Genomic DNA, 23,970 nt, shown 5'->3' with positions numbered 1-23,970 from the left:
CGGGTGTCACTGACACCCGGTCACGCGTGCTCGGGCCAGGGGAGGACGCGCAGCCGCGGCCACTCGCGTGCCCAGCGGGCGGTCTTCTCGTCGTAGACGTGCCGCGGCGCGAGCACCGGGTTGGGTCGCACGACCATCCCGAAGACGTCGCCCAGACCGTGCGGCGCGTAGACCTGCCAGCCGCCGTCGGCTCCGAGGCGGAGGCCGACGCAGCACGTGGTGGCGGCGAAGTGGTCGATGGCGTCCTCCGAGGACCGGAACGGGGGACAGGCGACGCCGAACCGAGCCTCGTACCAGAGGTGCACCCTCGCCTCGTTGCGGACCTCCACCTCCACGCCGAGGTCGTCGAAGACCTCCGCCGCCCGACGCACGACGACATCCTCCGCCTCCCAGGAGAGGTCGCTCGCGTCGTGGTAGAAGACGTCGTAGTCGCGGATCCCCGCGTCGGCCGGGCGATCGCACACGACGTTCCACACCGTCTGGAAGACAGCGCCCGCCGTGACGTACCAGCCGGGGAGGTCGAGCGCCGCGGTGCGTTCGAGCACGGTGACGAGGGTGGGGTTCTGCGAGAGAGCGTCGCGGAGTGCGGCGACCTGCTCGTCGAGCGGAAGCTGGGATCGGAGGTCCGGGGTCACTGGGGCATCGTCGCAGCGCCTGGGGACAACGCGGCTGAGCATGTCCTCAACCGGGCTATCGTTCCCCCGTGCCCGAGCCTCTGGTCGCCGCCATGATCGCCGCCGTCGCCGCGGCGGTCGGTGGCCTGGTCGCGCCGTGGTCGATCGCCCGCCTGCCGGAGCCGGCAACCGACGCGGCCGTCACCGTGCCCTCCGCCCGGCGCAAGATCCCGTACGCCGAGCTGGCGGCGCGGCCGCACCTTCCCGCGGCGCTCGCCGCCGTCTGCGCGGTGCTCGCCTCGGCGCTCGGCTGGCGTCTGGGTCTCGATCCCGCGCTACCGCTCTGGATCGGCTTCATCGTCCTCGGGGTCGTGCTCTCGTCCATCGACTGGCACACGCACCTCCTGCCCAAACGCCTCGTCCTCCCCGCCTACCCTGTCGCGCTGCTCCTCGCAGGGGTCGTCGCGCTCGCCGAGGGGAGCGCCGACGTGCTCGTCCGCGTGGCGGTGGGTTGGGCCGCGGTGTCCGGCGTGTACGCCCTGCTCTGGTTCGTCGCCCCGCGCGGCATCGGCTACGGCGACGTCCGGCTGTCGGGCCTGATCGCGATCGCGCTGGCGACGCTCGGGTGGGCCGAGCTGATCGTCGGTGCCTATGCGGGGTTCGTGCTCGGCGCCGTCGGGGGAGTCGCGCTCGCCGTCGCGGGTCTGGTCGACCGCTTGGCCTTCCCCTTCGGTCCGTTCATGGTGCTCGGCGCGTGGTCCGGCGCGATGTGGGGAGGCGCACTCCTCGGGACATGGGGCTGAGCCCGGCGCGAGACCGCGGCGGGCGCGGCGCGCATGCATGACAGACTTGCCCCATGCTGCGTTGGTTGACGGCCGGGGAGTCGCACGGTCCTGCACTGGTTGCCGTCGTCGAGGGGATGCCTGCGGGCGTCTCGGTGACGAGCGCCACGATCTCGGACGCGCTCGCGCGACGTCGGCTCGGCTACGGCCGCGGTGCGCGGATGAACTTCGAGGCCGACGAGCTCGAGATCGTCGGCGGCATCCGCCACGGGCTCACGCTCGGCAGCCCGATCGCCCTGCGGATCGGCAACAGCGAGTGGCCGAAGTGGGAGCAGGTGATGTCGGCCGACCCGGTCGACCCCGAGGAGCTCGCAGGCGTCGCCCGCAACGCCCCGCTGACCCGCCCGCGACCCGGTCACGCCGATCTCGTCGGCATGCAGAAGTACGGCTTCGACGAGGCCCGTCCGATCCTCGAACGGGCGAGCGCTCGCGAGACAGCCGCGCGCGTCGCCCTGGGAGCAGTCGCGACCGCGTTCCTGCGCCAGGTGTGCGGGGCGACGGTGCTCAGCCACGTCGTCGAGTTCGGCTCGGTCAAGGCGCCCGCGGGCCTCCTCCCGACGATCGACGACGTCGAGCGACTCGACGCCGACCCGGTGCGCACGCTCGACCCGGCCACCTCGGCCGCGATGGTCGCGGAGGTCGACGCCGCACGCAAGGATGGCGACACCCTCGGCGGCATCGTCGAGGTGGTCGTGCACGGCCTCCCGCCGGGTCTCGGCAGCCACGTCCACTGGGACCGCCGCCTCGACGCACGTCTGGCCTCCGCACTGATGGGCATCCAGGCGATCAAGGGTGTGGAGGTCGGTGACGGCTTCGAGCTCGCCCGTACCCGTGGGTCGCTGGCCCACGACGAGATCGTCGGCACCGAGGACGGCATCCGCCGTGCGTCGGGTCGCTCGGGTGGGACGGAGGGCGGCATGTCGACGGGCGAGGTGCTCCGGGTGCGCGCCGCCATGAAGCCGATCGCGACCGTGCCCCGCGCCCTCCGGACGATCGACGTGGCGACCGGCGAGCCCGCGCAGGCTCACCACCAGCGTTCCGACGTGGCCGCGGTGCCCGCTGCGGGCATCGTCGCCGAGGCCATGGTCGCGCTCACGCTGGCCGACGTCCTGCTCGAGAAGTTCGGTGGCGACTCCGTCACCGAGACCGCCCGCAACGTCGCGTCCTACCTCGACGCGATGACGCCCGCGTGAGCGCGTCGACGCCCGGGACCCCGCAGCGGCCGCTCGTCGTCCTGGTCGGTCCGCCCGGCGCCGGCAAGTCGACCGTGGCGGCGCTGCTCGCCGACGCGCTCGGGGTCGACGTGCGCGACACCGACCGTGACATCGAGGAGGCCGCGGGCGTCAGCATCGGCGACCTGTTCGTCACGCACGGCGAGGAGCACTTCCGGCGGCTCGAGGTCGAGGCGGTCGCCGCGGCGCTCGCTGAGCACCGCGGGGTCGTCGCCCTCGGCGGAGGTGCGGTCATGCGCGAGGAGACGCGGGCGGCGCTCTCGGGCCACACGGTGGTCTTCCTCGACGTCGGGCTCGCCGAGGCTGCGGCGCGCGTCGGCCTCACGGGCACGAGGCCACTTCTGCTCGGCAACGTACGCTCGCAGATGAAGGCTCTGCTCGACGCCCGGCGCCCGACGTACGAGGCGGTGGCGACGCACGTGGTCGCCACCGACGGCCGTACGCCGTCCGACATCGCCGAGGAGATCCTGACTCTGCTCGGGTGACCGAGCACCAGACCCCGTCCGTCCGCCGCTCGCGCACCACCGGCCGCTCATCGAGGAGTTTCGTCGTGGCAGAGACCACCCGGATCAATGTCGACACCGACGCCCCGTACGAGGTCCTTCTCGGGACCGGACTGAGCGGTGAGCTCCCAGGGCTGATCCCCGAGGACGCCGTCCGCGCCGCCGTGCTCTATCCGGCCTCTCTGCGCGCCTTGGGTGAGGCGATCCGCGCGACGCTCGCCGCCGGGGGACGCGAGGCGCACGCCATCGAGATCCCGGACGGCGAGGCCGCGAAGACGTCCGACGTGGCGGCGTTCTGCTGGTCGGTGCTCGGCAAGGGGGGATTCACCCGGTCCGACGTGGTGATCGGGGTCGGCGGCGGAGCGGCCACCGACCTCGCCGGGTTCGTCGCCGCGACGTGGCTGCGGGGCGTACGCCACGTGCTGATCCCGACGACCGTGCTGGGCATGGTCGACGCGGCGGTGGGCGGCAAGACCGCCATCGACACCGCCGAGGGCAAGAACCTCGTCGGCGCCTTCCACGAGCCGGTCGGGGTGCTGTGCGACCTCTCGCTGCTGAGCACGCTCCCGGTCAACGAGGTGCGCTCCGGCCTTGCCGAGGTCGTCAAGTGCGGGTTCATCGCCGACCCGGAGATCCTCGACCGCATCGAGGCCGACCCCGCCGCTGTCCTCGACGTCCGCAGCGAGGTGCTGCGTGACGTCGTCGAGCGAGGCATCCGGGTCAAGGCGTCGGTCGTCGCGACCGACCTGACCGAGACGGGGGCAGACGGGACGATCGGCCGCGAGGCCCTCAACTACGGGCACACGCTGGGGCACGCGATCGAGCGGTACGAGTCGTACGCGTTCCGTCACGGGGCCGCGATCTCGATCGGCATGGTGTACGCCGCCGAGCTGGCCCGGCTCGACGGACGCATCGACGCCGACCTCGCCCATCGGCACCGGTCCGTGCTGGGCTCGCTGGGACTGCCGACCGGCTACCGACCCGGTGTGTGGGACGAGCTCGCGGCCGGGATGCGGCTCGACAAGAAGTCGCGCGGGTCACAGCTGCGGTTCGTGGTGCTGGACGGTCTCGCCCAGCCGGTGATCTTCCCCGGTCCCGACGAGGGCCTGCTCACGGCGGCGTACGCGGAGATCTCGGGCTAGGAGTCCCCGACCCGTAGGCTGGCGCCATGCCCGCCCCGCACGTCGCCCGCCGCGAACGCCTTGCCGCGCAGCTGCGCGGGCGCGGTCTCGCCGCCGCGCTGGTCACCGACCTGGTGAACGTCCGCTACCTGACCGGATTCACGGGGTCCAACGGTGCCGTACGCGTCGCGGAGGACGGGTCGGCCGAGCTCGCCACCGACGGTCGTTATCGCGACCAGGCCGCGGAGGAGGCGCCGGACGTCGCGGTGACGATCGGTCGAGACCTTCTCGGTGTGCTCGCCGGCGGCGCCCGTGGCGCGGCGCGCGTGGGCATCGAGACCCACGTGCTCACCGTCGACGACCACGTCCACGCCCGCGAGGTCCTCGCCGGCGTCGAGCTGGTCTCGCTCGACCGGGCGGTCGAGGTGCTGCGCGTCGTGAAGGACGAGGACGAGCTGGACGCGCTGCGGAGGGCCTGCGACATCTCGGTCCAGGCACTCGACGAGCTGCTCGCGGGACCGCTGCTCGGGCGTACCGAGCGGGAGATCGCCCGTGACCTGGAGTGGACGATGTACGCCATGGGCGCGGAGGCGATCGGGTTCGAGACCATCGTCGCCGCCGGGGAGAACGCCGCGATCCCGCACCACGACCCGACCGACCGGCCCGTGGGTCGCGACGAGCTCCTCAAGATCGACTTCGGCGCCCGCGTCGACGGCTACCACGCTGACTGCACCCGTACGGTCGTCGTCGGCCGGGCCGACGCCTGGCAGACCGAGGTGTACGAGGTGGTCCGTACGGCCCAGCAGGCGGGTGTCGACGCCGTCACTGCCGGTGCCCAGACGCACGACGTGGACGCGGTCGTCCGCCGCAGCCTCGAGGACGCGGGGTGGCTGGAGGCGTTCACGACGGGACTGGGTCATGGTGTGGGACTGCAGATCCACGAGGACCCGTTCCTGAGCCGACCGGCCCCCGCTAGACTTGAACGTCGCACTGCCCTGACCGTGGAGCCCGGCATCTATGTGCCTGGTCGCGGCGGCGTGCGGATCGAAGACACCCTCGTCGTGACCGACGGACCAGCAGAGCTGCTCACGGTCGCGACCAAAGACCTCCTGGAGCTCGCCTGATGGCAACGACGAACGACTTGAAGAACGGCATGGTGCTGAACCTCGACGGGCAGCTCTGGTCCGTCGTGTGGTTCCAGCACCACAAGCCCGGCAAGGGCGGCGCCGTGGTCCGCACCAAGCTCAAGAGCGTGCTCTCGGGCAAGATCGTGGACCGCACCTTCAACGCCGACGTCAAGGTCGACGTGGCCAACGTCGACAAGCGCACGATGCAGTTCCTGTACCACGACGGCACCTCGTACGTCTTCATGGACACCTCGACGTTCGACCAGTACGAGCTGCCCGAGGCCACCGTCGGTGACGCCTCGGGCTTCCTCCTGGACAATCAGGAGGCCGTGGTCGCGATGAACGACGGCAACCCGCTCTACATCGAGCTGCCGGCGTCCGTCGAGCTCACCATCGAGTACACCGAGCCTGGCCTGCAGGGCGACCGCTCGTCCGGCGGCACCAAGCCGGCCAAGCTGGAGACCGGTCGCGAGATCCAGGTGCCGCTCTTCATCACGACCGGCGAGAAGGTCAAGGTGGACACCCGCGACGGTTCCTACCAGGGCCGCGTCAGCTCCTGATGGCGGGTTCTCGCACGAAGGCCCGCAAGCGCGCTCTCGACGTCCTGTTCGAGAGCGAGCTGCAGAGCCGCGGCGTCGGCGCGACCCTCGACGGTCGCGTCGCCGCGGGCGACCCGCCGGTCAACCCGTACACGATCGAGCTGGTCGAGGGTGTGCGCGAGCACCGCGACCGGATCGACGCCCTCCTCGAGGAGTACGCGCAGGGGTGGACGCTCGACCGGATGCCGGCCGTCGACCGCAACCTGCTGCGCATCGGGGTGTACGAGGTGCTCTATCGCGACGAGGTCCCCGATGCCGTGGCGGTGTCGGAGGCGACCAACCTCGCCGCCGAGCTGTCGACCGACGACTCTCCGAGCTTCGTGCAGGGTCTGCTGAGCCGGATCGTGGAGGTCAAGCCGACGCTGTCGGTCTGACCGCACCACCTGCTGCGTCGCGTCACGCGCCGTCGAGCGGAGGCACGTAGAACGCGGTCGTCGCCGTGACCTTGGCCGCCACGTCGTCAGGCGACGCGCCCGTCTCGGCGAGTGCCGCGCCCCAAGCCTGGCTGCTCTTGGTCATGCAGGTTCTGATCGTCGGATCCTTGTCGAGCTGCTCCGGTGATCCGAGCGCGAGCCCGGTGAGGTGCGCCCACATCCCGAGAAGGGTGAGGTCCCAGCCGACCCCCACGGCTCCCGGCCCGAACTGGTCCCACATCTCAGGCGGGACGACGGCGGTGTGGTCGAGACGGAGGTGGGTGCTGCCGTCTCCGGCCGGCTCGAGCCGGACCTCGACGATCGACGCGTCCTCGGGTCCGGCCGGCTCGCCCATGACCCAGGTGACCAGCAGGCGCTCGGGCGGCTCGCAGACGCGGATCTCGCCGCCTGCGTTGCCTTCGAGCTGATAGGTCCCGCCGAGTCGGAGGTCCCCGCTGATCGGCAGGAACCAGCGGGGGATCCGCTCGGCGTCGGTCAGGGCGTCCCACACCTCCTCGACGGGCGCGGGGTAGGTCCGTGACAGGGCGACGACGTGGGCGTCCCCGGCGGGAAGCTTCCCATCGCGTACGGCACGGTGTGCGGCGTCGATCTCGTCGATGAGGTCCTTCATGGTGTTCTCCTCGCGTCGGTGGTACGGCGTTTGCGGGCGCCTCGGGCCAGCTCGGTGCCCAGGGCGTCGAGCCGCTGGTCCCAGAACCGCCGGAGTCCGGCGGTCCACTCCTCGACCTCGGTGAGAGGCGTGGGATCGAGGGCGTAGAGGCGGCGGGTGCCCTCGGTGCGTACGGTGGCGAACCCGCTCTCTCGCAGCACACGAAGATGCTGCGAGACGGCGGGCTGGCTGATCGAGAATTCCTCGCCCACGATCACGGCGACCTCGCCGGCTGCCTTCTCCCCGTCGGCGAGGATCTCCAAGATGCGCCGTCGGACCGGTTCGCCGAGGATGTCGAAAGCCCCCATATGCCGCATACTTTCGCAGTCACTAATATAAGTCAAGGCTTAATCATCGGCGCTGCTGACGACGTGACGGGAGCTGCGAGCCACTCGACAGCAGCGTCTCGGGCATGCGTAGGCGTCGCCCCCGGTGTCACCGGAGCGCTCGGCGACGTCGACGGGTGAGACGGAATGGACGGGTGACGGCTTGAGGAGCGCAGGGTGACGCTGTGGGAGTTCGTGCAGGACCGCTGGTCGCTCTTGTCCTTCCAGGGCTACCAGCACGTGAGCCTCGTCGTGCAGTCGCTGGCGATCGCCACGGTGCTGGCCGTCGTGATCGCGTGCCTCTCCTACCGTTCGTCGCGCGTGACCAACGTCGCGCTGTCGGCGAGCTCGGTCGGCCTGACCTTCCCGTCTTTCGCGCTGTTCGGCCTTCTCATCGCCTTCATCCCCAACGGGGTCACCGTGTCGGTCGGTGCGTTGGCGTTCTACGGAGCACTCCCCATCCTGCGCAACGCCATCGTCGGTCTTGCCGGCGTCGACTCCACCCTCGTCGAGTCTGCGCGCGGCATGGGCATGAGCCGGACGGCTACCCTCGTGCGGCTCGAGATCCCGCTCGCGTGGCCGGTGATCGTCACCGGCATCCGCATCTCGGCGCAGATGCTGATGGGGATCGCCGCCATCGCCGCCTACGTCTCCGGTCCCGGGCTCGGCACCTTCATCTTCTCCGGGTTGTCGCGCATCGGCGGCGCCAACGCGACCAACTCCGCCTGGGCAGGGACGCTGGCCATCGTCGGCCTCGCGATCCTGCTCGACCTCGTCCTGAACGTCCTGGGACGCCTGACCACCTCGAGGGGTATCCGTGTCTGAGACCGACGTGAACCCGCCTGCCGACCGCCCGGCCGACGACACCGTGCTGACCGAGGCGCGCGGGCAGCGGATCTTCCTCGACGGCGTCACCAAGCGCTACCCCGGTCAGGACAGCGCGGCTGTCGACGACATCCGGATGGAGATCCCCGCCGGCGAGATCGTCATGCTCGTCGGCCCGTCCGGATGCGGCAAGACGACCACCCTCAAGATGATCAACCGTCTGATCGAGCCGACGAGTGGTCGTATCCTCATCGGCGACGAGGACGTGACCCGCAAGAACCCCGACGAGCTTCGCCGCCACGTGGGCTACGTCATCCAGGGAGCGGGCCTCTTCCCGCACCTCACCGTCGCCAAGAACATCGCGCTCGTCCCCAGGCTCCTCGACTGGGACAAGGACCGCGTCGACGCGCGGGTCCGCGAGATGCTCGAGCTCGTCAACCTCGACGCCGACACCTACGCCGACCGCTACCCGCGCGAGCTCTCCGGTGGCCAGCAGCAGCGCGTCGGCGTCGCCCGCGCGCTCGCGGCCGACCCGCCGGTGCTGCTCATGGACGAGCCCTTCGGCGCCGTCGACCCGATCACGCGCCAGCGGCTCCAGGACGAGCTCCTGCGGCTCCAGGAGGAGCTCCACAAGACGATCGTCTTCGTCACGCACGACTTCGAGGAGGCGGTCAAGCTCGGTGACCGGATCGCGATCCTCGACATGGGCTCCACGATCGCCCAGTACGACACGCCCGAGGCGATCCTCGCCGAGCCGGCCAACGAGTTCGTGGAGGGGTTCATCGGCCACGGGGCGGCACTGATGCAGCTGACCCTGACCCGGGTGCGTGACGTGCCGCTGCACGAGGCGGCCGTCGCCCACGTCGGTGACGACCCGGCTGAGGCGGCCGCAGCCGCGGTGGCGCTCGGCCGCGAGCACGTCATCGTGCTGGACTCCTCCGAACGGCCGCTGCGCTGGCTGTCGTTGCGCGACCTTCGGCGTGCCGACGCGCTCTCCCAGGTGACCCCCGACGAGCACCTCGAGTCCGTGAGCCTGTCCTCGACGCTCAACGACGCGCTCGACACGATGCTCACCTCCTCGCACGGTGTCGTCGTCGTGATCGGCCGGCGTGGCCGCTACGAGGGCGTCGTGCGGATCGAGACCGTCATGGACGCGATCCAGCGGATTCCCGCGGCGTCCCGCGATGCCGGACGGGTGGTCCGGTGACCACCTCCACCGCCGTCGACGCCGCCCCGGCCGCGACCACGGCGAGCGGGACGGACGGCCCTGCGCGTCTGCGACGGGGCCGCGCTGTCGGACAGCTGCTGGCCTGCGTCGCCGTCTTCGCCGCCCTGCTCGCCTACGTCTCGTTCGCCGACCTCTCGTCGGTGGAGGCCCGTACCCTCAGCGTCGACCGGCTCCTCACCCTGTCGTGGGAGCACATGCTGCTGGCCTTCGCCGCGGCCGCCCTCGTGGTCGTGGTGGCGATACCGCTCGGGATCCTGCTGACCCGGGGTCCGATGCGGCGCTACTCCACGCCCATCATCGCGGTCGCGGGCTTCGGTCAGGCGGCGCCGGCGATCGGACTCATCGTCATCGCCGCGCTCTACTTCGGCACCGGGCGGTTCCCGTTCATCGGCGCGCTCGCCGTCTACGGGATCCTGCCCGTCCTCGCCAACGTCGTCACCGGCCTCGACGGCGTCGACCGCCGTCTCGTCGAGGCGGCCAGGGGGATGGGGATGTCGGCATTCGACACGCTGATGCGGGTCGAGCTGGCGCTGGCGGTCCCGGTGATCATGACCGGGGTCCGGACCGCCCTCGTCCTGATGACCGGCACTGCGGCGCTCGGCGGGTTCGTCAACGCCGGCGGTCTCGGGACGCTCGTCAACACGGGGATCAAGCTGGGGCTCGACAACGTCCTCGTCGTCGGCGCCCTGGCCATCGCTGCGCTCGCGCTGTTCATCGACTGGCTCGCCCGTCTGATCGAGCAGGCGGCGACGCCGAAGGGACTCTGATGCGCACCACCATCGCTCGCGGGCACCGCTCGCTGCGCCGTACGCTCGCGCTCGTCGCCCTGACCACCGTGACCGCGGTCGTCGCGGGATGCGGGCTCGAGAACGCCAACGGCTACATCGCACCGGCCGAGCCTGCGGCCGTCGAGCGGATGGACTCGCTCGAGGGCGTGGAGATCACGGTGGGCTCCAAGGACTTCACCGAGCAGCTCATCCTCGGCAACATGTACGCCACGCTGCTGCAGACCGCCGGCGCCGACGTCACCAACCGCAGCAACATCGCCGGCAGCGTGGGCGTCCGCAACGCGCTCCTCAACGGCTCGGTCGACGTCGCGCCCGAGTACACCGGCACCGGCTGGATCAGCTACCTCGGCAACGCCAAGCCGATCAAGGGCGAGCAGGCGCAGTGGCAGGCCGTCCACGACGCGGACCTCCGCTACGGCCTGACCTGGTTGCCCTACAGCCCGGTCAACAACACGTACGCGTTCGCGATGGGGCCTGCGGCGACCAAGCGGCTGGGGATCACGAAGCTCTCGCAGATCAAGGATCTGCCGGTCGCGCAGCGGACGTTCTGCGTGGAGGACGAGTTCTTCAGCCGCGAGGACGGCTTCCAGCCGATGCTGGAGACGTACGGCATGAAGTACGGCAAGGACGTCCCCGCCCGCAACGTGCTGCGGATGGACACCGGTGTCATCTACGACGCGACGGCGCGCGGCGCGTGCAACTTCGGCGAGGTCTTCACCACCGACGGTCGCATCCTGGCGCTCGACCTCACGGTCCTCGAGGACAACAAGCGGTTCTTCCCGCTCTACAACCTGGCACCGGTCGTCAACACCGACCTGCTCGACGCGCACCCGGAGATCGCCGACGTGTTCGCCAAGGTGCGCCCCCTGCTCACCAACGAGGTGATGCTCGAGCTCAACGCGAAGGTGGACGTCGACGGGGGAGAACCCGCCCTCGTCGCCCGCGACTGGCTGCGGGAGCAAGGGCTGGTGGGGTGACCACCCCCGCCCCGCGGTGCCGGGAGCGCCGCCTCGCACGTGTAGGCTGAGAACCGAAAGACATCCTTTAACCACCGTCCCGTGAGGCGGAGAAGGAGGTCAGCCGGTGTCTGCGCACACCCCTGATTCCACGTCCCCAGCATCCTCGGATCCTGCGGGCGGCACCTCGACCGTGGTCCTCGACGCCGGTGACATCTCCCGGGCGCTGACCCGGATCACCCACGAGATCATCGAGAAGAACCGCGGCTCGTCCCGCGTGGTCGTCCTGGGCATCCCGACGCGTGGGGTCGAGCTCGGCCGCCGTGTCGCCGAGCGGATGAGCGAGGTCGACGGGCACCCCGTGCCGTACGGCTCGCTCGACATCACGATGTATCGCGACGACCTGCGGATGAAGCCCGCACGCGCGCTGGAGAAGACCGACATCCCCGTCGATCTCGACGACCGGGTCGTCGTCCTGGTCGACGACGTCCTGTTCTCCGGCCGCACCATCCGCGCCGCCCTCGATGCCCTCAACGACCTTGGCCGGCCCCGGGCCGTCCAGCTCGCGGTCCTGGTCGACCGCGGCCACCGAGAGCTCCCCATCCGCGCCGACTTCGTCGGCAAGAACCTCCCCACCTCCCTCGCCGAGCAGGTCAAGGTCGCCGTGTCCGGCCTCGATGAGCGCGACGAGGTCCGGATCGTCTCCGCGCGCCAGGTCGCACCCGGGGCAGGCACCCGATGAGGCACCTCCTCTCCACCGGTGACCTCTCCCGCGACGAGGCCGTCCTTCTCCTCGACACCGCCGAGGAGATGCTGAGCGTCGCCGAGCGACCCATCAAGAAGCTGCCGACGTTGCGCGGCCGGACGGTCGTCAACCTCTTCTTCGAGGACTCGACCCGCACCCGGATCTCCTTCGAGGCCGCCGCCAAGAGGCTCTCCGCCGACGTGATCAACTTCGCCGCCAAGGGATCGAGCGTGTCCAAGGGTGAGAGCCTGAAGGACACGGCGCTGACCCTGCAGGCGATGGGCGCGGACGCGGTCGTGATCCGCCACGGCGCCTCCGGTGCGCCCGCGCGGCTGGCCCGCGCCGGCTGGATCGACTCGGCCATCCTCAACGCCGGAGACGGCTCGCACGAGCACCCGACGCAGGCGCTCCTCGACGCGTTCACGATGCGCCGGCACCTGGCGCCCGCCGGCGACCGCACCCTCGAGGGCCGGCGGGTGGCGATCGTCGGTGACGTCCTGCACAGCCGGGTCGCGCGGTCCAACGCCCTCCTGCTCAGCACGCTCGGCGCCGAGGTCACTCTCGTCGCCCCGCCGACACTGATGCCGTACGGCGTGGCGTCGTGGCCGGTCGAGACCTCGTACGACCTCGACCCGGTCCTCGCCAAGTCCGACGCGGTCATGATGCTGCGCGTCCAGCACGAGCGCATGAACGCCGCGTACTTCCCGAGCGCCCGCGAGTACAGCCGGCGCTACGGACTCGACAGCAAGCGGATGGCGAAGATGCCCGACGACGCGATCGTCATGCACCCCGGCCCGATGAACCGCGGCATGGAGATCAGCGCCGACGTCGCCGACTCCACGCGCTCGGTGATCGTGGAGCAGGTGACCAACGGGGTCGCCGTCCGCATGGCGGCGCTCTACCTGCTGCTCAGCGGCGCCCGCACCCCCGAGCCGACCCCCGGCGACGCCGGCGGCGTCCTCTCCGACCAGACAGAAGGGCAGGCATGACCGCCTACGTGATCCGCAACGCGAACCTCCTCGGTGACGAGGTCACCGACCTGCGCATCGTGGACGGCGTCATCTCCGAGATCGGTCGCGACCTCGACACGGGAGACGCCGAGGTCCTCGACGCCGACGGCCTGATCGCGCTCCCCGGCCTGGTCGATCTCCACACCCACCTGCGCGAGCCAGGCCGCGAGGACGCCGAGACCGTCGAGACCGGGACGCGAGCCGCCGCGGTCGGCGGCTTCACCCTGGTCCACGCCATGGCCAACACCGACCCCGTCGCCGACACCGCCGGCGTCGTCGAGCAGGTCTGGCGGCTCGGGCGTGAGCACGGCTTCTGCGACGTCGCGCCCGTCGGTGCGGTCACCGTGGGGCTCGGCGGATCCACGCTCGCCGAGCTCGGCGCGATGGCCGACTCGGCCGCTCACGTCCGGGTCTTCTCCGACGACGGCAAGTGCGTCTCGGACGCGGTGCTGATGCGCCGGGCGCTCGAGTACGTCAAGGCCTTCGACGGCGTCATCGCGCAGCACGCCCAGGAGCCGCGCCTCACCGAGGGCGCGCAGATGAACGAGGGCGAGCTCTCGGGTGTCCTCGGCCTCACCGGCTGGCCCGCGGTCGCCGAGGAGGCGATCATCGCGCGTGACGTCCTGCTCGCCGAGCACGTCGGCTCCCGTCTGCACGTCTGCCACCTCTCGACCCGCGGATCGGTCGAGATCGTCCGCTGGGCGAAGTCCCGCGGGATCGACGTGACCGCCGAGGTGACCCCGCACCACCTGCTGCTGACCGACCAGCTGGCGGCGACGTACGACCCGATCTACAAGGTCAACCCGCCGCTGCGCACGGCCGACGACGTCGAGGCGCTGCGCGAGGCGCTGGCCGAGGGTGTGATCGACATCGTCGCCACCGACCACGCGCCGCACCCGAGCGAGGACAAGGACTGCGAGTGGGCGGCGGCCGCGTTCGGCATGACCGGCCTCGAGACCGCGCTGTCGGTCGTCCAGCACGCGATGGTCGACACCGGGCTCCTCGACTGGGCCGGCGTCGCCGAGCGCATGTCGGCCGCGCCCGCGCGGATCGGTCGCGTCGCCACCCACGGTCGTCCGATCGCCGCGGGGGAGCCGGCCAACGTCGTGCTGTACGACCCGCGTGCCACCCGCGTCGTCGAGCCCTCCGACTCGGTGTCGCGCTCGCGCAACACGCCGTACCGAGGCATGGAGCTGCCGGGCCGCGTGGTCGCGACCTTCCTCCGAGGGCGGCCCACCGTCCTCCACGGCGCCGTGGTCGAGGAGGTGGCCGCATGAACGCCGCCGCCACCACCCGTGCCACCCGCACGCCGGCGATCCTGGTGCTCGAGGACGGCCGCGTCTTCCGCGGGGAGTCGTACGGTGCGCTCGGCCAGACCGTGGGAGAGGCGGTGTTCTCCACCGGGATGACCGGATACCAGGAGACGCTGACCGACCCCTCCTACCGGCGCCAAGTCGTCGTGATGACGGCGCCGCACATCGGCAACACCGGGGTCAACACCGAGGACGCCGAGTCGGACCGGATCTGGGTCGCGGGCTACGTCGTCCGCGAGCCCGCGCGGGTCGCGAGCAGCTGGCGCGCCACCGCGACCCTCGAGGACGACCTCGTCGAGCAGGGGATCGTCGGCATCAGCGGTGTCGACACCCGAGCCTTGACCCGTCACCTCCGCGAGCGGGGCGCCATGCGGGTCGGGATCAGCTCGGTCTCCGAGGACGCCGACGCGCTGCTCGCCGTGGTGCGGGAGTCCCCGTCGATGGCCGGCGCCGATCTCGCCGGCGAGGTGACGACGTCGGAGCCGTACGTCGTGCCTGCGGTCGGCGAGACGCGGCTGACGGTCGCCGCGGTCGACCTCGGCATCAAGGCGATGACGCCGCACCGGATGGCCGAGCGCGGGATCGAGGTGCACGTCCTGCCGGCCGACGCAACGCTGGAGCAGGTCCGTGCCACCGGAGCCGACGGCGTCTTCTTCTCAAACGGGCCGGGCGACCCCGCCGCGACCACCGACGCCGTGTCGCTGCTCCAGGACGTGCTGCGCGAGCGCACGCCGTTCTTCGGGATCTGCTTCGGCAACCAGATGCTGGGCCGAGCACTCGGGCTGGAGACGTTCAAGCTCACCTACGGGCACCGGGGCATCAACCAGCCGGTGATGGACCGCACCACCGGCAGGGTCGAGATCACCGCGCACAACCACGGGTTCGCGGTCGCGTGGCCGACCGACCTGGGCGACACCGTGGCGACGCCCTTCGGCGACGCCGCCGTGAGCCACGTGTGCCTCAACGACGACGTCGTCGAAGGCCTCGAGGTCCGCGACGACGACGGCGACCTGGTCGCGTTCAGCGTCCAGTACCACCCCGAGGCCGCCGCCGGCCCGCACGACGCCGAGCACCTGTTCGACCGGTTCACCGAGCTGATGACGGCGCGCCGGACCCGCAGCACAGAAGGGACGGTGCGCTGAATGCCCCGCCGTGACGACATCTCCTCCGTCCTGGTCATCGGGTCCGGCCCGATCGTGATCGGGCAGGCCTGCGAGTTCGACTACTCCGGCACGCAGGCGTGCCGGGTGCTGCGCAGCGAGGGCCTGCGGGTCGTGCTGGTCAACTCCAACCCGGCGACGATCATGACCGACCCCGAGTTCGCCGACGCCACCTACGTCGAGCCCATCACCCCGGAGTTCGTCGAGCGGGTGATCGCCCAGGAGCGGCCCGACGCATTGCTCGCGACCCTCGGTGGCCAGACCGCGCTCAACACCGCGATGGCGCTGGACGCCGCCGGTGTGCTCGAGAAGTACGGCGTCGAGCTGATCGGGGCCTCGGTGGAGGCGATCGAGAAGGGCGAGAACCGCGAGTTGTTCAAGGCGATCGTCGAGGGACTGCCGGAGGCCTGGGCCGCAGAGGTCGCCCGCTCGCTCATCTGCCACACGATGGACGAGTGCCTGGAGGCCGTCGCGACCCTCGGCTATCCCGTCGTCGTCCGGCCGTCGTACACGATGGGTGGTGTCGGCTCGGGCATCGCCCACGACGAGGAGGATCTCCACCGCATCGCCGGTGCGGGCCTCGCCGCGAGCCCGACCACCGAGGTCCTCCTGGAGGAGTCGATCCTCGGCTGGAAGGAGTACGAGCTGGAGGTGATGCGCGACAGGGCCGACAACGTCGTCATCGTGTGCTCGATCGAGAACCTCGACCCGATGGGCGTCCACACCGGCGACTCGATCACGGTCGCGCCAGCGATGACACTGACCGACCGCGAGTTCCAGCGGCTGCGCGACATCGCGATCGGCGTGATCCGCGAGGTCGGCGTCGACACCGGCGGGTGCAACATCCAGTTCGCGGTGAACCCCGCAGACGGACGCATCGTCGTCATCGAGATGAACCCGCGGGTCTCCCGCTCGAGCGCCCTCGCGTCGAAGGCGACCGGCTTCCCCATCGCCAAGATCGCCGCCAAGCTCGCGATCGGCTACACGCTCGACGAGATCCCCAACGACATCACGCGGGAGACGCCGGCGAGCTTCGAGCCGACGCTCGACTACGTGGTCGTCAAGGTGCCGCGATTCGCGTTCGAGAAGTTCCCGTCCGCCGACGAGCGCCTGACGACCCACATGAAGTCGGTCGGTGAGGCGATGGCGATCGGCCGCAGCTTCACCGAGGCGCTCCAGAAGGCCCTGCGCTCGCTGGAGCGGCCCAACGCCGCCTTCGACTGGCGCCGCGAGTGGGTCGACCTGGACAAGGACGCGCTGCTCGCCGAGATCGCCGTCCCTCACGACGGCCGGCTCAAGAAGGTGATGGACGCGATCCGTGCCGGCGCGACGCCCGACGAGCTCTTCGAGGCGACCAGGATCGACCCCTGGTTCCTCGACCAGCTCGCGCTCATCAACGAGGTCGCCGCCGAGGTGACGGCCGCCGACGAGCTCACGCCCGGTCTGCTGCGCAAGGCCAAGCGGCACGGGTTCTCGGACGACCAGATCGGCAAGATCCGCGGCATGAGTGCCGACGTCGTGCGGGGCGTGCGGCACGCGCTGGGGATCCGCCCCGTCTACAAGACGGTCGACACCTGCGCCGCCGAGTTCGCCGCCCGGACGCCCTACCACTACTCGTCGTACGACGAGGAGACCGAGGTGGAGCCGCGCGAGCGTCCGGCGGTGCTGATCCTCGGCTCCGGCCCCAACCGCATCGGGCAGGGGATCGAGTTCGACTACTCGTGCGTCCATGCGGCGCTCGCGCTGTCGGAGATCGGCTACGAGACCGTGATGGTCAACTGCAACCCGGAGACCGTCTCGACCGACTACGACACCTCCGACCGGCTCTACTTCGAGCCGCTGTCGCTCGAGGACGTGCTCGAGGTCATCCACGCCGAGCGCCAGGCCGGCCCGGTCGTCGGCGTCATCGTGCAGCTGGGGGGCCAGACCCCGCTCGGGCTCGCTGCGGCGTTGGAGCGCGAGGGCGTCCCGATCGTCGGGACGTCGCCGGCGGCCATCGACCTGGCCGAGCACCGCGGGGCGTTCGGGCGGGTGCTGGCCGACGCGAACCTCCCCGCACCCAAGCACGGCACGGCGACCTCGTTCCCCGGGGCCAAGAAGGTCGCCGACGAGATCGGCTACCCGGTGCTGGTCCGGCCGTCCTACGTCCTGGGCGGGCGCGGCATGGAGATCGTGTACGACGAGCCGACGCTCGCCGACTACATCGCGCGGTCGACCGAGATCTCGCCCGAGCACCCCGTCCTGGTCGACCGGTTCCTCGACGACGCCGTCGAGATCGACGTGGACGCGCTCTTCGACGGGACCGACCTCTTCCTCGGCGGCGTCATGGAGCACATCGAGGAGGCCGGGATCCACTCGGGCGACTCCTCGTGCGCGCTCCCGCCGATCACGCTCGGCGCCGAGGACCTCGCCAAGATCCGGGTGTCGACCCGGGCCATCGCCGAGGGCGTCGGGGTCCGCGGACTCATCAACATCCAGTTCGCCCTGAGCTCGGACGTGCTCTACGTCCTCGAGGCGAACCCGCGCGCCTCGCGGACCGTCCCGTTCGTCTCGAAGGCGACCGGCGTCCCGTTGGCGAAGGCAGCCGCTCGACTGATGCTGGGGGAGTCGATCGCCGACCTGCGTGCCGCCGGCGTCCTGCCGGCGGAGGGAGACGGGGCCGACGTCGGCCCGGACGCCCCGGTCGCGGTCAAGGAGGCGGTGATGCCCTTCAACCGGTTCCGCACCCTCGAGGGCATGTCCGTCGACACCCTGCTCGGCCCCGAGATGCGCTCGACCGGCGAGGTGATGGGGATCGACGCGCTCTTCGGCACCGCGTTCGCCAAGGCTCAGGCCGGAGCCCAGGAAGGGCTGCCGACCTCGGGCAAGGTCTTCGTCTCGGTCGCCAACCGCGACAAGCGCCACATGATCTTCCCGATCAAGCGGCTGGCCGACCTCGGCTTCGAGATCGTGGCCACGTCCGGCACGGCCGAGGTGCTGCGCCGCAACGGCGTCACCGCGACCGTGGTCCGCAAGCTCAGCGAGTCCTCGGCCACGAACGACGGCCGACGGTTGGTGGATCTGATCACCTCCGGAGAGGTCGGTCTCGTCGTCAACACCCCGCACGGGACGACCTCGGGAGGCAGCCCGCGCGTCGACGGCTACGAGATCCGTACGGCGGCGATCGCTGCCGGCGTGCCGTGCATCACGACGGTGCAGGGTCTCGCCGCCGCGGTGCAGGGCATCGAGGCGGCTCGCGAGGGCGGCGTCGGAGTGCGTTCGCTGCAGTCGTGGGCCGAGGCCGTACGCCCGCGGTCGACTCCCGCGCGGGACGACTCGTGAGCGCGACGCAGGCCCAGGGGACGGTGGTGTCGCGCACCCTGGTCGGCGACTACCACCACCTCGTCATCGCCGCCGAGGGCATCGCGGCGCACACGCGCCCCGGTCACTTCGTCGCGCTGGCCGTCGGAGGAGCCGACAGTGCGATGCTCCTGCGGCGGGCGTTCTCGATCTATCGCACGTCGGCGACCGGACGCCACGGCGAGACCGTCGAGATCGTCTTCGCCGAGCACGGCAAGGGCACCCGCTGGATGGCCGATCTCGCACCGGGCGACCCGATCGACGTCGTCGGGCCGGTCGGCCGACCGTTCGCGCTGCCGAAGGAGCCGGTCTCCTGCGTGCTCGTCGGCGGCGGGTACGGCTCCGCACCGATGTTCTCGCTCGCGACCACGCTGCGCGAGCGCGGCTGCGCGGCGCACCTCGTGCTCGGTGCCGCCACGACCCCGCGCCTCTTCGGGCTGCTGGAGGCCAACAAGGTCGCGAGCAGCGTGCACGTGACTACCGAGGACGGGTCGACCGGCACCCGAGGCCGGGTGACCGACGTCCTCGCCACCCTCGTCGACGACACCGACGCGGCGGTGGTCTATGCCTGCGGCCCGATGGGGATGCTGCGAGCGGTGTCCGAGGTCGCCGAGGACAACGGCGCCTGGAGCCAGTGCGCCGTCGAGGAGTCGATGGCGTGCGGCATCGGGGTCTGCATGACGTGCGTGCTGCCCGTCGAGGGAGAGGACGGCATCGTCCGTATGGTCCGCAGCTGCGTCGAAGGCCCCGTCTTCCGGGGCGACCGGGTCCTGTGGGACGCCGTCGGGACCATCCCGCCGGGGACGCTGGGAGGTCCGCGATGACGACGACGGCTGCCATCGCGCCCGAGGAGGTCGATCTCTCGGTCGACCTGTGCGGTGTGACGCTTCCGAACCCGGTGATGACCGCCTCGGGCTGCGCCGCCGCCGGTCGTGAGCTCGACCAGTTCTTCGACGTCGCGGCGCTGGGTGCGGTCGTCACCAAATCGATCATGCTCAACCCGCGGTCGGGTCGCCCGACGCCGCGGATGGTCGAGACGCCGTCAGGGATGCTCAACTCGATCGGCCTCCAGGGACCCGGGATCGACGCGTTCCTGGCCCGCGACCTCCCATGGCTGGTCCAGCGGGGGGCTCGAGCGATCGTCTCGATCGCGGGGGACAAGCCGGACGACTACGTCGAGCTGGCCCGGCGGGTCGGCCAGGCCCCCGGCGTCGCGGCCATCGAGGTCAACATCTCCTGCCCCAACGTCGAGAACCGCGGACTCGTCTTCGCCTGCGACCCTGACTCCTCGTACCGGGTGGTCGAGGAGGTCCGCCCGCACATCCCCGCCGACATCCCGGTGTTCGCCAAGCTGACGCCCGACGTCACCGACATCGCCGCGATCGCGGGAGCCGTCTCCGACGCCGGAGCCGACGGCGTCACCGTGATCAACACCCTGCTCGGTCTCTCGATGGACCCCGACACGCTGCGCCCTCGGCTCGGCGGTGTCACCGGTGGCCTGAGCGGTCCGGCGGTCCGTCCGGTCGCGGTCCGCGCGGTCTGGCAGATCCGAAAGGCGCTGCCCGACCTGCCGATCATCGGCGTCGGCGGCATCCGCACGGGGTTCGACGCGCTCGAGTTCGTGCTCGCCGGGGCGCTCGCCGTGCAGGTCGGGACCGTCATCTTCAACGACCCCAGCGCCCCTGCCCGCATCGTGCGCGAGCTGCGCGACGAGCTCGCGCGGCGGGGGATCCGATCGCTCGACGAGGTCAGAGGAGCCGCGCATGGCTGAGACAGCGCACGCGACGAGGTCGTTCGGCGCACGGCTGAGCGAGGCGGTGGGGGAGTACGGCCCACTGTGCGTCGGCATCGACCCGCACGCGTCGCTGCTCGCGGACTGGGGGCTCTCCGACGATGTCGCTGGACTCGAGCGGTTCGCGTCGACCGTCGTCGAGGCGATGTCCGGCGAGGTGGCGGTCGTCAAGCCGCAGTCGGCGTTCTTCGAGCGGCACGGCGCTGCCGGTGTCGCGGTCCTCGAGCAGACGATCCAGACCGCGCGCGAGGCCGGGCTCCTCGTCCTGCTCGACGTCAAGCGCGGAGACATCGGCTCGACGGCTGCTGCGTACGCCGACGCGTACCTCGATCCGGCCTCGCCGATGCGTGTCGACGCGGTCACGGTGTCGCCGTACCTCGGCTTCGGGTCCCTCGAGCCGTTCCTCAGCGCAGCCGAGCGGCACGGGGGAGGGGTGTTCGTCCTGGCCCTGACCTCCAACCCGGAGGGGCCCGAGGTGCAGCACGCCCGTGTGGGGGAGCAGACCGTCGCCGGACGGATGCTGGGCCACCTCCGAGACCGCAACGCCGGGGCGCAGCCGCAGGGCTCGTACGGTGCCGTCGTGGGCGCCACAGTGGGTGACCTGACCGAGGACGTGGCGATCGGCGGTCCTCTCCTGATCCCGGGCTTCGGAGCGCAGGGCGGGACCGTCGCCGACCTGCGACGGCTCTTCGGGCACGTGTGGGAGCACGTGCTGCCCGCCAGCTCCCGCGGCATCCTCGCCGCGGGTCCCGACGTGTCCGCCCTGCGGGGTGCGGCACGCGCGGTGCGCGACCAGCTCGGTTGACCAGGGCCCTCGCCCAGGACTTCGACGGCGGCTAAGGTGGCACTCGCCGTGCGGCGACGTCCCCTCTCCCGGTCGCTGCGCTCGTACCCCGCGATCGCGGATACATACGTACGCCCCACCAGGTCGCCGAGCGGCCGCACGACAAGGAGCTTCCATGCGCCGTCTCACCTTCGCCATCGCGAGCGCCACGCTGGCCGTCGCCACCCTGGCCGGATGCGGTGGAGACGACAAGGACACCAACGAGGCCTACTGCGACTCCGTACGGTCCGCCGCGAAGTCGATCAACGGCGTCACGGGACAGGGCGACATCAAGGCCGCGGTAGACAGTCTCAAGAAGGTTCGCGACGAGGCCTCGGGCAAGACCAAGGAGAACTGGGACATCCTGATCACCTCGTACGAGGCCGTGCAGAAGGGCGATGTCGCCGACGTCGACTCCGCCAAGCTGGAGAAGGCCGGCAAGGACCTCGAGAAGCAGGTCAAGGCCGACTGCGACATCGACCTGAACGAGAGCACCAGCTAGCTCGGGTCCCTTCTCGGGGACCCCGATCGCGGGCTAAGGTGCTGGGACCTCGGGGTGCACCTCTGGTGTCACCTCGTGTCCGGTGTCGTTGAGGAGGGCCCCCCGCATGTCCCGTCGCACGCTTCCCACCGTCGTCGCTGTCCTTCTCGTCGTCGGTCTCGCCGGGTGCAGCGGCGGCGAGGACCGCGACCAGGACATGCCTGCCGCCGCGGCCGGTGACGAGGCCTCGGCGAGCGGAGACGCTCCGGCCACGGCGTCGGCGACCCCGTCCGCGACGGCGTCGCCGACGCCGCGCCCTGTCACCTCGCCGTACTGCGACGTCGTGGTCGCCCATCGCGACCGTCTCACCGGCATCGGTCGTGACGGTTACCCCACCGACGACGCGCTGAGCGAGACCGTGGCGGCGGTCGCTGCGGTCCGCGATGCATCGCCACGGGGTGTCGCGCCTCGCTGGGGCGTGCTCCACAAGAGCCTGGTCGACCTTCAGCGAGGCATCGCACGAGCGGGTTTGCGCATGGAGGACATTGCCGACGCCTCCGTCACCGCCGAGCTCTCGGCGCAGCAACGGGTCGCCGTCCGGAAGGCCGTGCAGCGTCAGAGCCGCGTCCCGAAGACCCGTGCGGCGGTCGAGGCGCAGGTGAAGCGCGTGTGCCGGGTCGACCTCTCCGCGTCGTGACCAGCGCGGCCTACTAGGCTGTCGCCGACCCGCGCCGCGGTGGGCGACTTCGTGTTGCCGCCCTGCGGAAACCCTGGCTAAGTTCACTGAATCGACCCGACCCCACGAGGTGACCCACGTTGGCCCTTCCTTCGCTCACGCCTGAGCAGCGCCAGGCCGCGCTCGAGAAGGCGGCGGCCGCGCGCCGTGAGCGCGCCGAGATCAAGAATCGCCTCAAGCACTCGGGTGCCTCGCTCTCGGAGGTGCTGGAGGACGGCCAGACCAACGACGTCGTCGGCAAGATGAAGGTCTACGACCTGCTGCAGTCGATGCCCGGCCTGGGCAAGGTGCGTGCTCGCCAGATGATGGAGCGGATCGGCATCGCCGACTCGCGGCGCGTGCGCGGACTGGGCGTCAAGCAGATCGCGGCTCTGGAGCACGAGTTCGCCAACCGTGGCTGAGTCCGTGCCCCCCGCCTCGGGCGCTGCCCGGCTCGTCGTGCTGGCAGGACCGACCGCTGTCGGCAAGGGCACGGTGGCGGCGTGCGTGCGCGCCGAGCATCCTGACATCTGGATCTCGGTGTCGGCCACGACGCGACCTCCACGGCCCGGAGAGGTCGACGGGGTCCACTACCACTTCGTGACCCCGGCCGAGTTCGACCGGCTGGTCGACGACGGGCAGATGCTCGAGTGGGCGGTCGTCCATGGCAACCACCGCTACGGGACACCCCGGATTCCCGTCGACGAGCACCTCGCCGCCGGCACGCCCGCCCTGCTGGAGATCGACCTCCAGGGTGCCCGCCAGGTGCGCGAGGCGATGCCCGAGGCGTTGTTCGTCTTCCTCGCGCCGCCGTCGTGGGAGGAGCTGGTCAGCCGCCTCGTCGGACGAGGGACCGAGGACGAGGCCGAGCGCGAGCGTCGGCTGGCCACCGCCAGGGTGGAGCTCGCCGCGGAGAAGGAGTTCGACGTGACGATCGTCAACGCCGACGTCCGCCGCGCCTGTGCCGAGTTGGTAGCATTGGTCCAGAATCCCCCGGACGTCGTCCGGGGCACACCCACGAATCCCTTGTGAGGCCACCACGTGTCCGGCACCCAGGCTGCCCCTGAAGGCATCACCTACCCGCCCATCGACGACCTGCTCAGCAAGGTGGGCTCGAAGTACGAGCTCGTCCTGGTGAGCGCCAAGCGCGCCCGCCAGATCAACGCGTACTACGCGCAGCTCGGCGAGGGCCTGCTCGAGTACGTCGGTCCGCTCCTCGACACCCACGTCCAGGAGAAGCCGCTCTCGATCGCGCTGCGCGAGATCGACGGTGGCCTGCTCAAGACCGAGCCCGAGACTCCCGACGCCGAGGAGCAGGGCGCCAAGCAGGCATGACCTGCTGACGGCG

27 protein-coding genes are annotated in these 23,970 nt (G+C 71.0%); 24 read left to right on the top strand and 3 right to left on the bottom strand.

Features of this window, described 5'->3' with window-relative positions; all coding sequences use genetic code 11:
- Positions 1–20: 20 nt before the first annotated feature.
- The gene (locus KV097_RS08820) at positions 21–635 is read right to left on the bottom strand and encodes a nucleotidyltransferase family protein (protein ID WP_220365664.1); all 615 of its coding nucleotides are present in this window, start codon (positions 633–635) and stop codon (positions 21–23) included.
- A gap of 68 nt (positions 636–703) precedes the next feature.
- Here KV097_RS08820 and KV097_RS08815 point away from each other — a divergent pair, with 68 nt between their 5' ends.
- From KV097_RS08815 to nusB, 7 genes are all read left to right on the top strand, one after another.
- Positions 704–1,417 (top strand): A24 family peptidase, encoded by a 714-nt coding sequence (locus KV097_RS08815; RefSeq protein ID WP_220344622.1) that lies wholly within the window; start codon positions 704–706, stop codon positions 1,415–1,417.
- 53 nt (positions 1,418–1,470) lie between these two features.
- On the top strand, positions 1,471–2,649 hold the full coding sequence (gene aroC / locus KV097_RS08810) for a chorismate synthase (RefSeq protein WP_220344623.1): 1,179 nt from the start codon (positions 1,471–1,473) through the stop codon (positions 2,647–2,649).
- Entirely contained in the window at positions 2,646–3,173 is a 528-nt protein-coding gene (locus tag KV097_RS08805) for a shikimate kinase (RefSeq protein WP_220344625.1), read from the top strand. The genes aroC and KV097_RS08805 overlap by 4 nt, the downstream gene beginning before the upstream one ends.
- Positions 3,174–3,238: 65 nt before the next feature.
- Positions 3,239–4,333, top strand: a complete 1,095-nt coding sequence (aroB, locus tag KV097_RS08800) for a 3-dehydroquinate synthase (protein WP_220365663.1) — start codon at positions 3,239–3,241, stop codon at positions 4,331–4,333.
- 26 nt (positions 4,334–4,359) lie between these two features.
- Entirely contained in the window at positions 4,360–5,436 is a 1,077-nt protein-coding gene (locus tag KV097_RS08795; RefSeq protein WP_220365662.1) for a Xaa-Pro peptidase family protein, read from the top strand.
- The gene (gene efp / locus KV097_RS08790) at positions 5,433–5,999 is read left to right on the top strand and encodes an elongation factor P (protein WP_220344753.1); all 567 of its coding nucleotides are present in this window, start codon (positions 5,433–5,435) and stop codon (positions 5,997–5,999) included. The genes KV097_RS08795 and efp overlap by 4 nt, the downstream gene beginning before the upstream one ends.
- Positions 5,999–6,412, top strand: a complete 414-nt coding sequence (gene nusB / locus KV097_RS08785; protein ID WP_220344630.1) for a transcription antitermination factor NusB — start codon at positions 5,999–6,001, stop codon at positions 6,410–6,412. Before efp ends, nusB begins: the two co-directional genes overlap by 1 nt.
- A 22-nt stretch (positions 6,413–6,434) precedes the next feature.
- On the opposite strand, the gene KV097_RS08780 is transcribed toward nusB, so the two are convergent.
- Together KV097_RS08780 and KV097_RS08775 are read right to left on the bottom strand one after the other, a co-directional pair.
- Positions 6,435–7,082, bottom strand: a complete 648-nt coding sequence (locus tag KV097_RS08780; RefSeq protein WP_220365661.1) for an SRPBCC family protein — start codon at positions 7,080–7,082, stop codon at positions 6,435–6,437.
- Positions 7,079–7,429, bottom strand: coding sequence for a helix-turn-helix transcriptional regulator (locus tag KV097_RS08775; RefSeq protein ID WP_220344634.1), 351 nt, complete (start codon positions 7,427–7,429; stop codon positions 7,079–7,081). Before KV097_RS08775 ends, KV097_RS08780 begins: the two co-directional genes overlap by 4 nt.
- Before the next feature lie 195 nt (positions 7,430–7,624).
- On the opposite strand from KV097_RS08775, the gene KV097_RS08770 reads away from it, so the two are divergent.
- From KV097_RS08770 to rpoZ, 17 genes are all read left to right on the top strand, one after another.
- Complete coding sequence (locus KV097_RS08770; RefSeq protein ID WP_301022806.1) at positions 7,625–8,272, top strand: ABC transporter permease; 648 nt, start codon at positions 7,625–7,627, stop codon at positions 8,270–8,272.
- Positions 8,265–9,479: a betaine/proline/choline family ABC transporter ATP-binding protein gene (locus KV097_RS08765; protein ID WP_301022805.1), complete on the top strand. Its 1,215-nt coding sequence runs from the start codon at positions 8,265–8,267 to the stop codon at positions 9,477–9,479. Before KV097_RS08770 ends, KV097_RS08765 begins: the two co-directional genes overlap by 8 nt.
- Positions 9,476–10,267, top strand: a complete 792-nt coding sequence (locus KV097_RS08760; RefSeq protein WP_220365660.1) for an ABC transporter permease — start codon at positions 9,476–9,478, stop codon at positions 10,265–10,267. Before KV097_RS08765 ends, KV097_RS08760 begins: the two co-directional genes overlap by 4 nt.
- Positions 10,267–11,265: a glycine betaine ABC transporter substrate-binding protein gene (locus KV097_RS08755; protein WP_220344637.1), complete on the top strand. Its 999-nt coding sequence runs from the start codon at positions 10,267–10,269 to the stop codon at positions 11,263–11,265. The genes KV097_RS08760 and KV097_RS08755 overlap by 1 nt, the downstream gene beginning before the upstream one ends.
- Positions 11,266–11,371: 106 nt before the next feature.
- The gene (gene pyrR, locus KV097_RS08750) at positions 11,372–11,986 is read left to right on the top strand and encodes a bifunctional pyr operon transcriptional regulator/uracil phosphoribosyltransferase PyrR (RefSeq protein WP_301021942.1); all 615 of its coding nucleotides are present in this window, start codon (positions 11,372–11,374) and stop codon (positions 11,984–11,986) included.
- Entirely contained in the window at positions 11,983–12,978 is a 996-nt protein-coding gene (locus KV097_RS08745) for an aspartate carbamoyltransferase catalytic subunit (RefSeq protein ID WP_220344639.1), read from the top strand. The genes pyrR and KV097_RS08745 overlap by 4 nt, the downstream gene beginning before the upstream one ends.
- The gene (locus tag KV097_RS08740) at positions 12,975–14,276 is read left to right on the top strand and encodes a dihydroorotase (protein ID WP_220365659.1); all 1,302 of its coding nucleotides are present in this window, start codon (positions 12,975–12,977) and stop codon (positions 14,274–14,276) included. Before KV097_RS08745 ends, KV097_RS08740 begins: the two co-directional genes overlap by 4 nt.
- The gene (gene carA / locus KV097_RS08735) at positions 14,273–15,454 is read left to right on the top strand and encodes a glutamine-hydrolyzing carbamoyl-phosphate synthase small subunit (RefSeq protein ID WP_220365658.1); all 1,182 of its coding nucleotides are present in this window, start codon (positions 14,273–14,275) and stop codon (positions 15,452–15,454) included. Before KV097_RS08740 ends, carA begins: the two co-directional genes overlap by 4 nt.
- Entirely contained in the window at positions 15,455–18,793 is a 3,339-nt protein-coding gene (carB, locus tag KV097_RS08730) for a carbamoyl-phosphate synthase large subunit (protein ID WP_220365657.1), read from the top strand.
- Positions 18,790–19,635: a dihydroorotate dehydrogenase electron transfer subunit gene (locus KV097_RS08725; protein WP_220365656.1), complete on the top strand. Its 846-nt coding sequence runs from the start codon at positions 18,790–18,792 to the stop codon at positions 19,633–19,635. The genes carB and KV097_RS08725 overlap by 4 nt, the downstream gene beginning before the upstream one ends.
- Entirely contained in the window at positions 19,632–20,582 is a 951-nt protein-coding gene (locus KV097_RS08720) for a dihydroorotate dehydrogenase (protein ID WP_220344647.1), read from the top strand. The genes KV097_RS08725 and KV097_RS08720 overlap by 4 nt, the downstream gene beginning before the upstream one ends.
- Positions 20,575–21,408, top strand: a complete 834-nt coding sequence (gene pyrF, locus KV097_RS08715; protein WP_220344648.1) for an orotidine-5'-phosphate decarboxylase — start codon at positions 20,575–20,577, stop codon at positions 21,406–21,408. Before KV097_RS08720 ends, pyrF begins: the two co-directional genes overlap by 8 nt.
- Before the next feature lie 154 nt (positions 21,409–21,562).
- Positions 21,563–21,928 carry a hypothetical protein gene (locus KV097_RS08710; protein ID WP_220344649.1) on the top strand — a complete coding sequence of 122 codons (366 nt, stop codon included), beginning with the start codon at positions 21,563–21,565 and terminating at the stop codon, positions 21,926–21,928.
- 106 nt (positions 21,929–22,034) lie between these two features.
- Positions 22,035–22,604 (top strand): hypothetical protein, encoded by a 570-nt coding sequence (locus KV097_RS08705; RefSeq protein WP_220365655.1) that lies wholly within the window; start codon positions 22,035–22,037, stop codon positions 22,602–22,604.
- A 119-nt stretch (positions 22,605–22,723) separates the two neighbouring features.
- A complete protein-coding gene (mihF, locus tag KV097_RS08700; RefSeq protein ID WP_220344651.1) occupies positions 22,724–23,044 on the top strand; it encodes an integration host factor, actinobacterial type in 321 nt (106 codons plus the stop codon).
- Positions 23,037–23,654, top strand: coding sequence for a guanylate kinase (gene gmk, locus KV097_RS08695; RefSeq protein WP_301021946.1), 618 nt, complete (start codon positions 23,037–23,039; stop codon positions 23,652–23,654). Before mihF ends, gmk begins: the two co-directional genes overlap by 8 nt.
- 9 nt (positions 23,655–23,663) lie before the next feature.
- A complete protein-coding gene (gene rpoZ, locus KV097_RS08690) occupies positions 23,664–23,957 on the top strand; it encodes a DNA-directed RNA polymerase subunit omega (protein ID WP_220344653.1) in 294 nt (97 codons plus the stop codon).
- The last annotated feature ends 13 nt before the right edge of the window (positions 23,958–23,970 follow it).

Source organism: Mumia sp. zg.B17, assembly GCF_019550915.1.
Classification (GTDB): domain Bacteria; phylum Actinomycetota; class Actinomycetes; order Propionibacteriales; family Nocardioidaceae; genus Mumia.
This window is presented reverse-complemented; position numbering and strand designations above follow the sequence as displayed.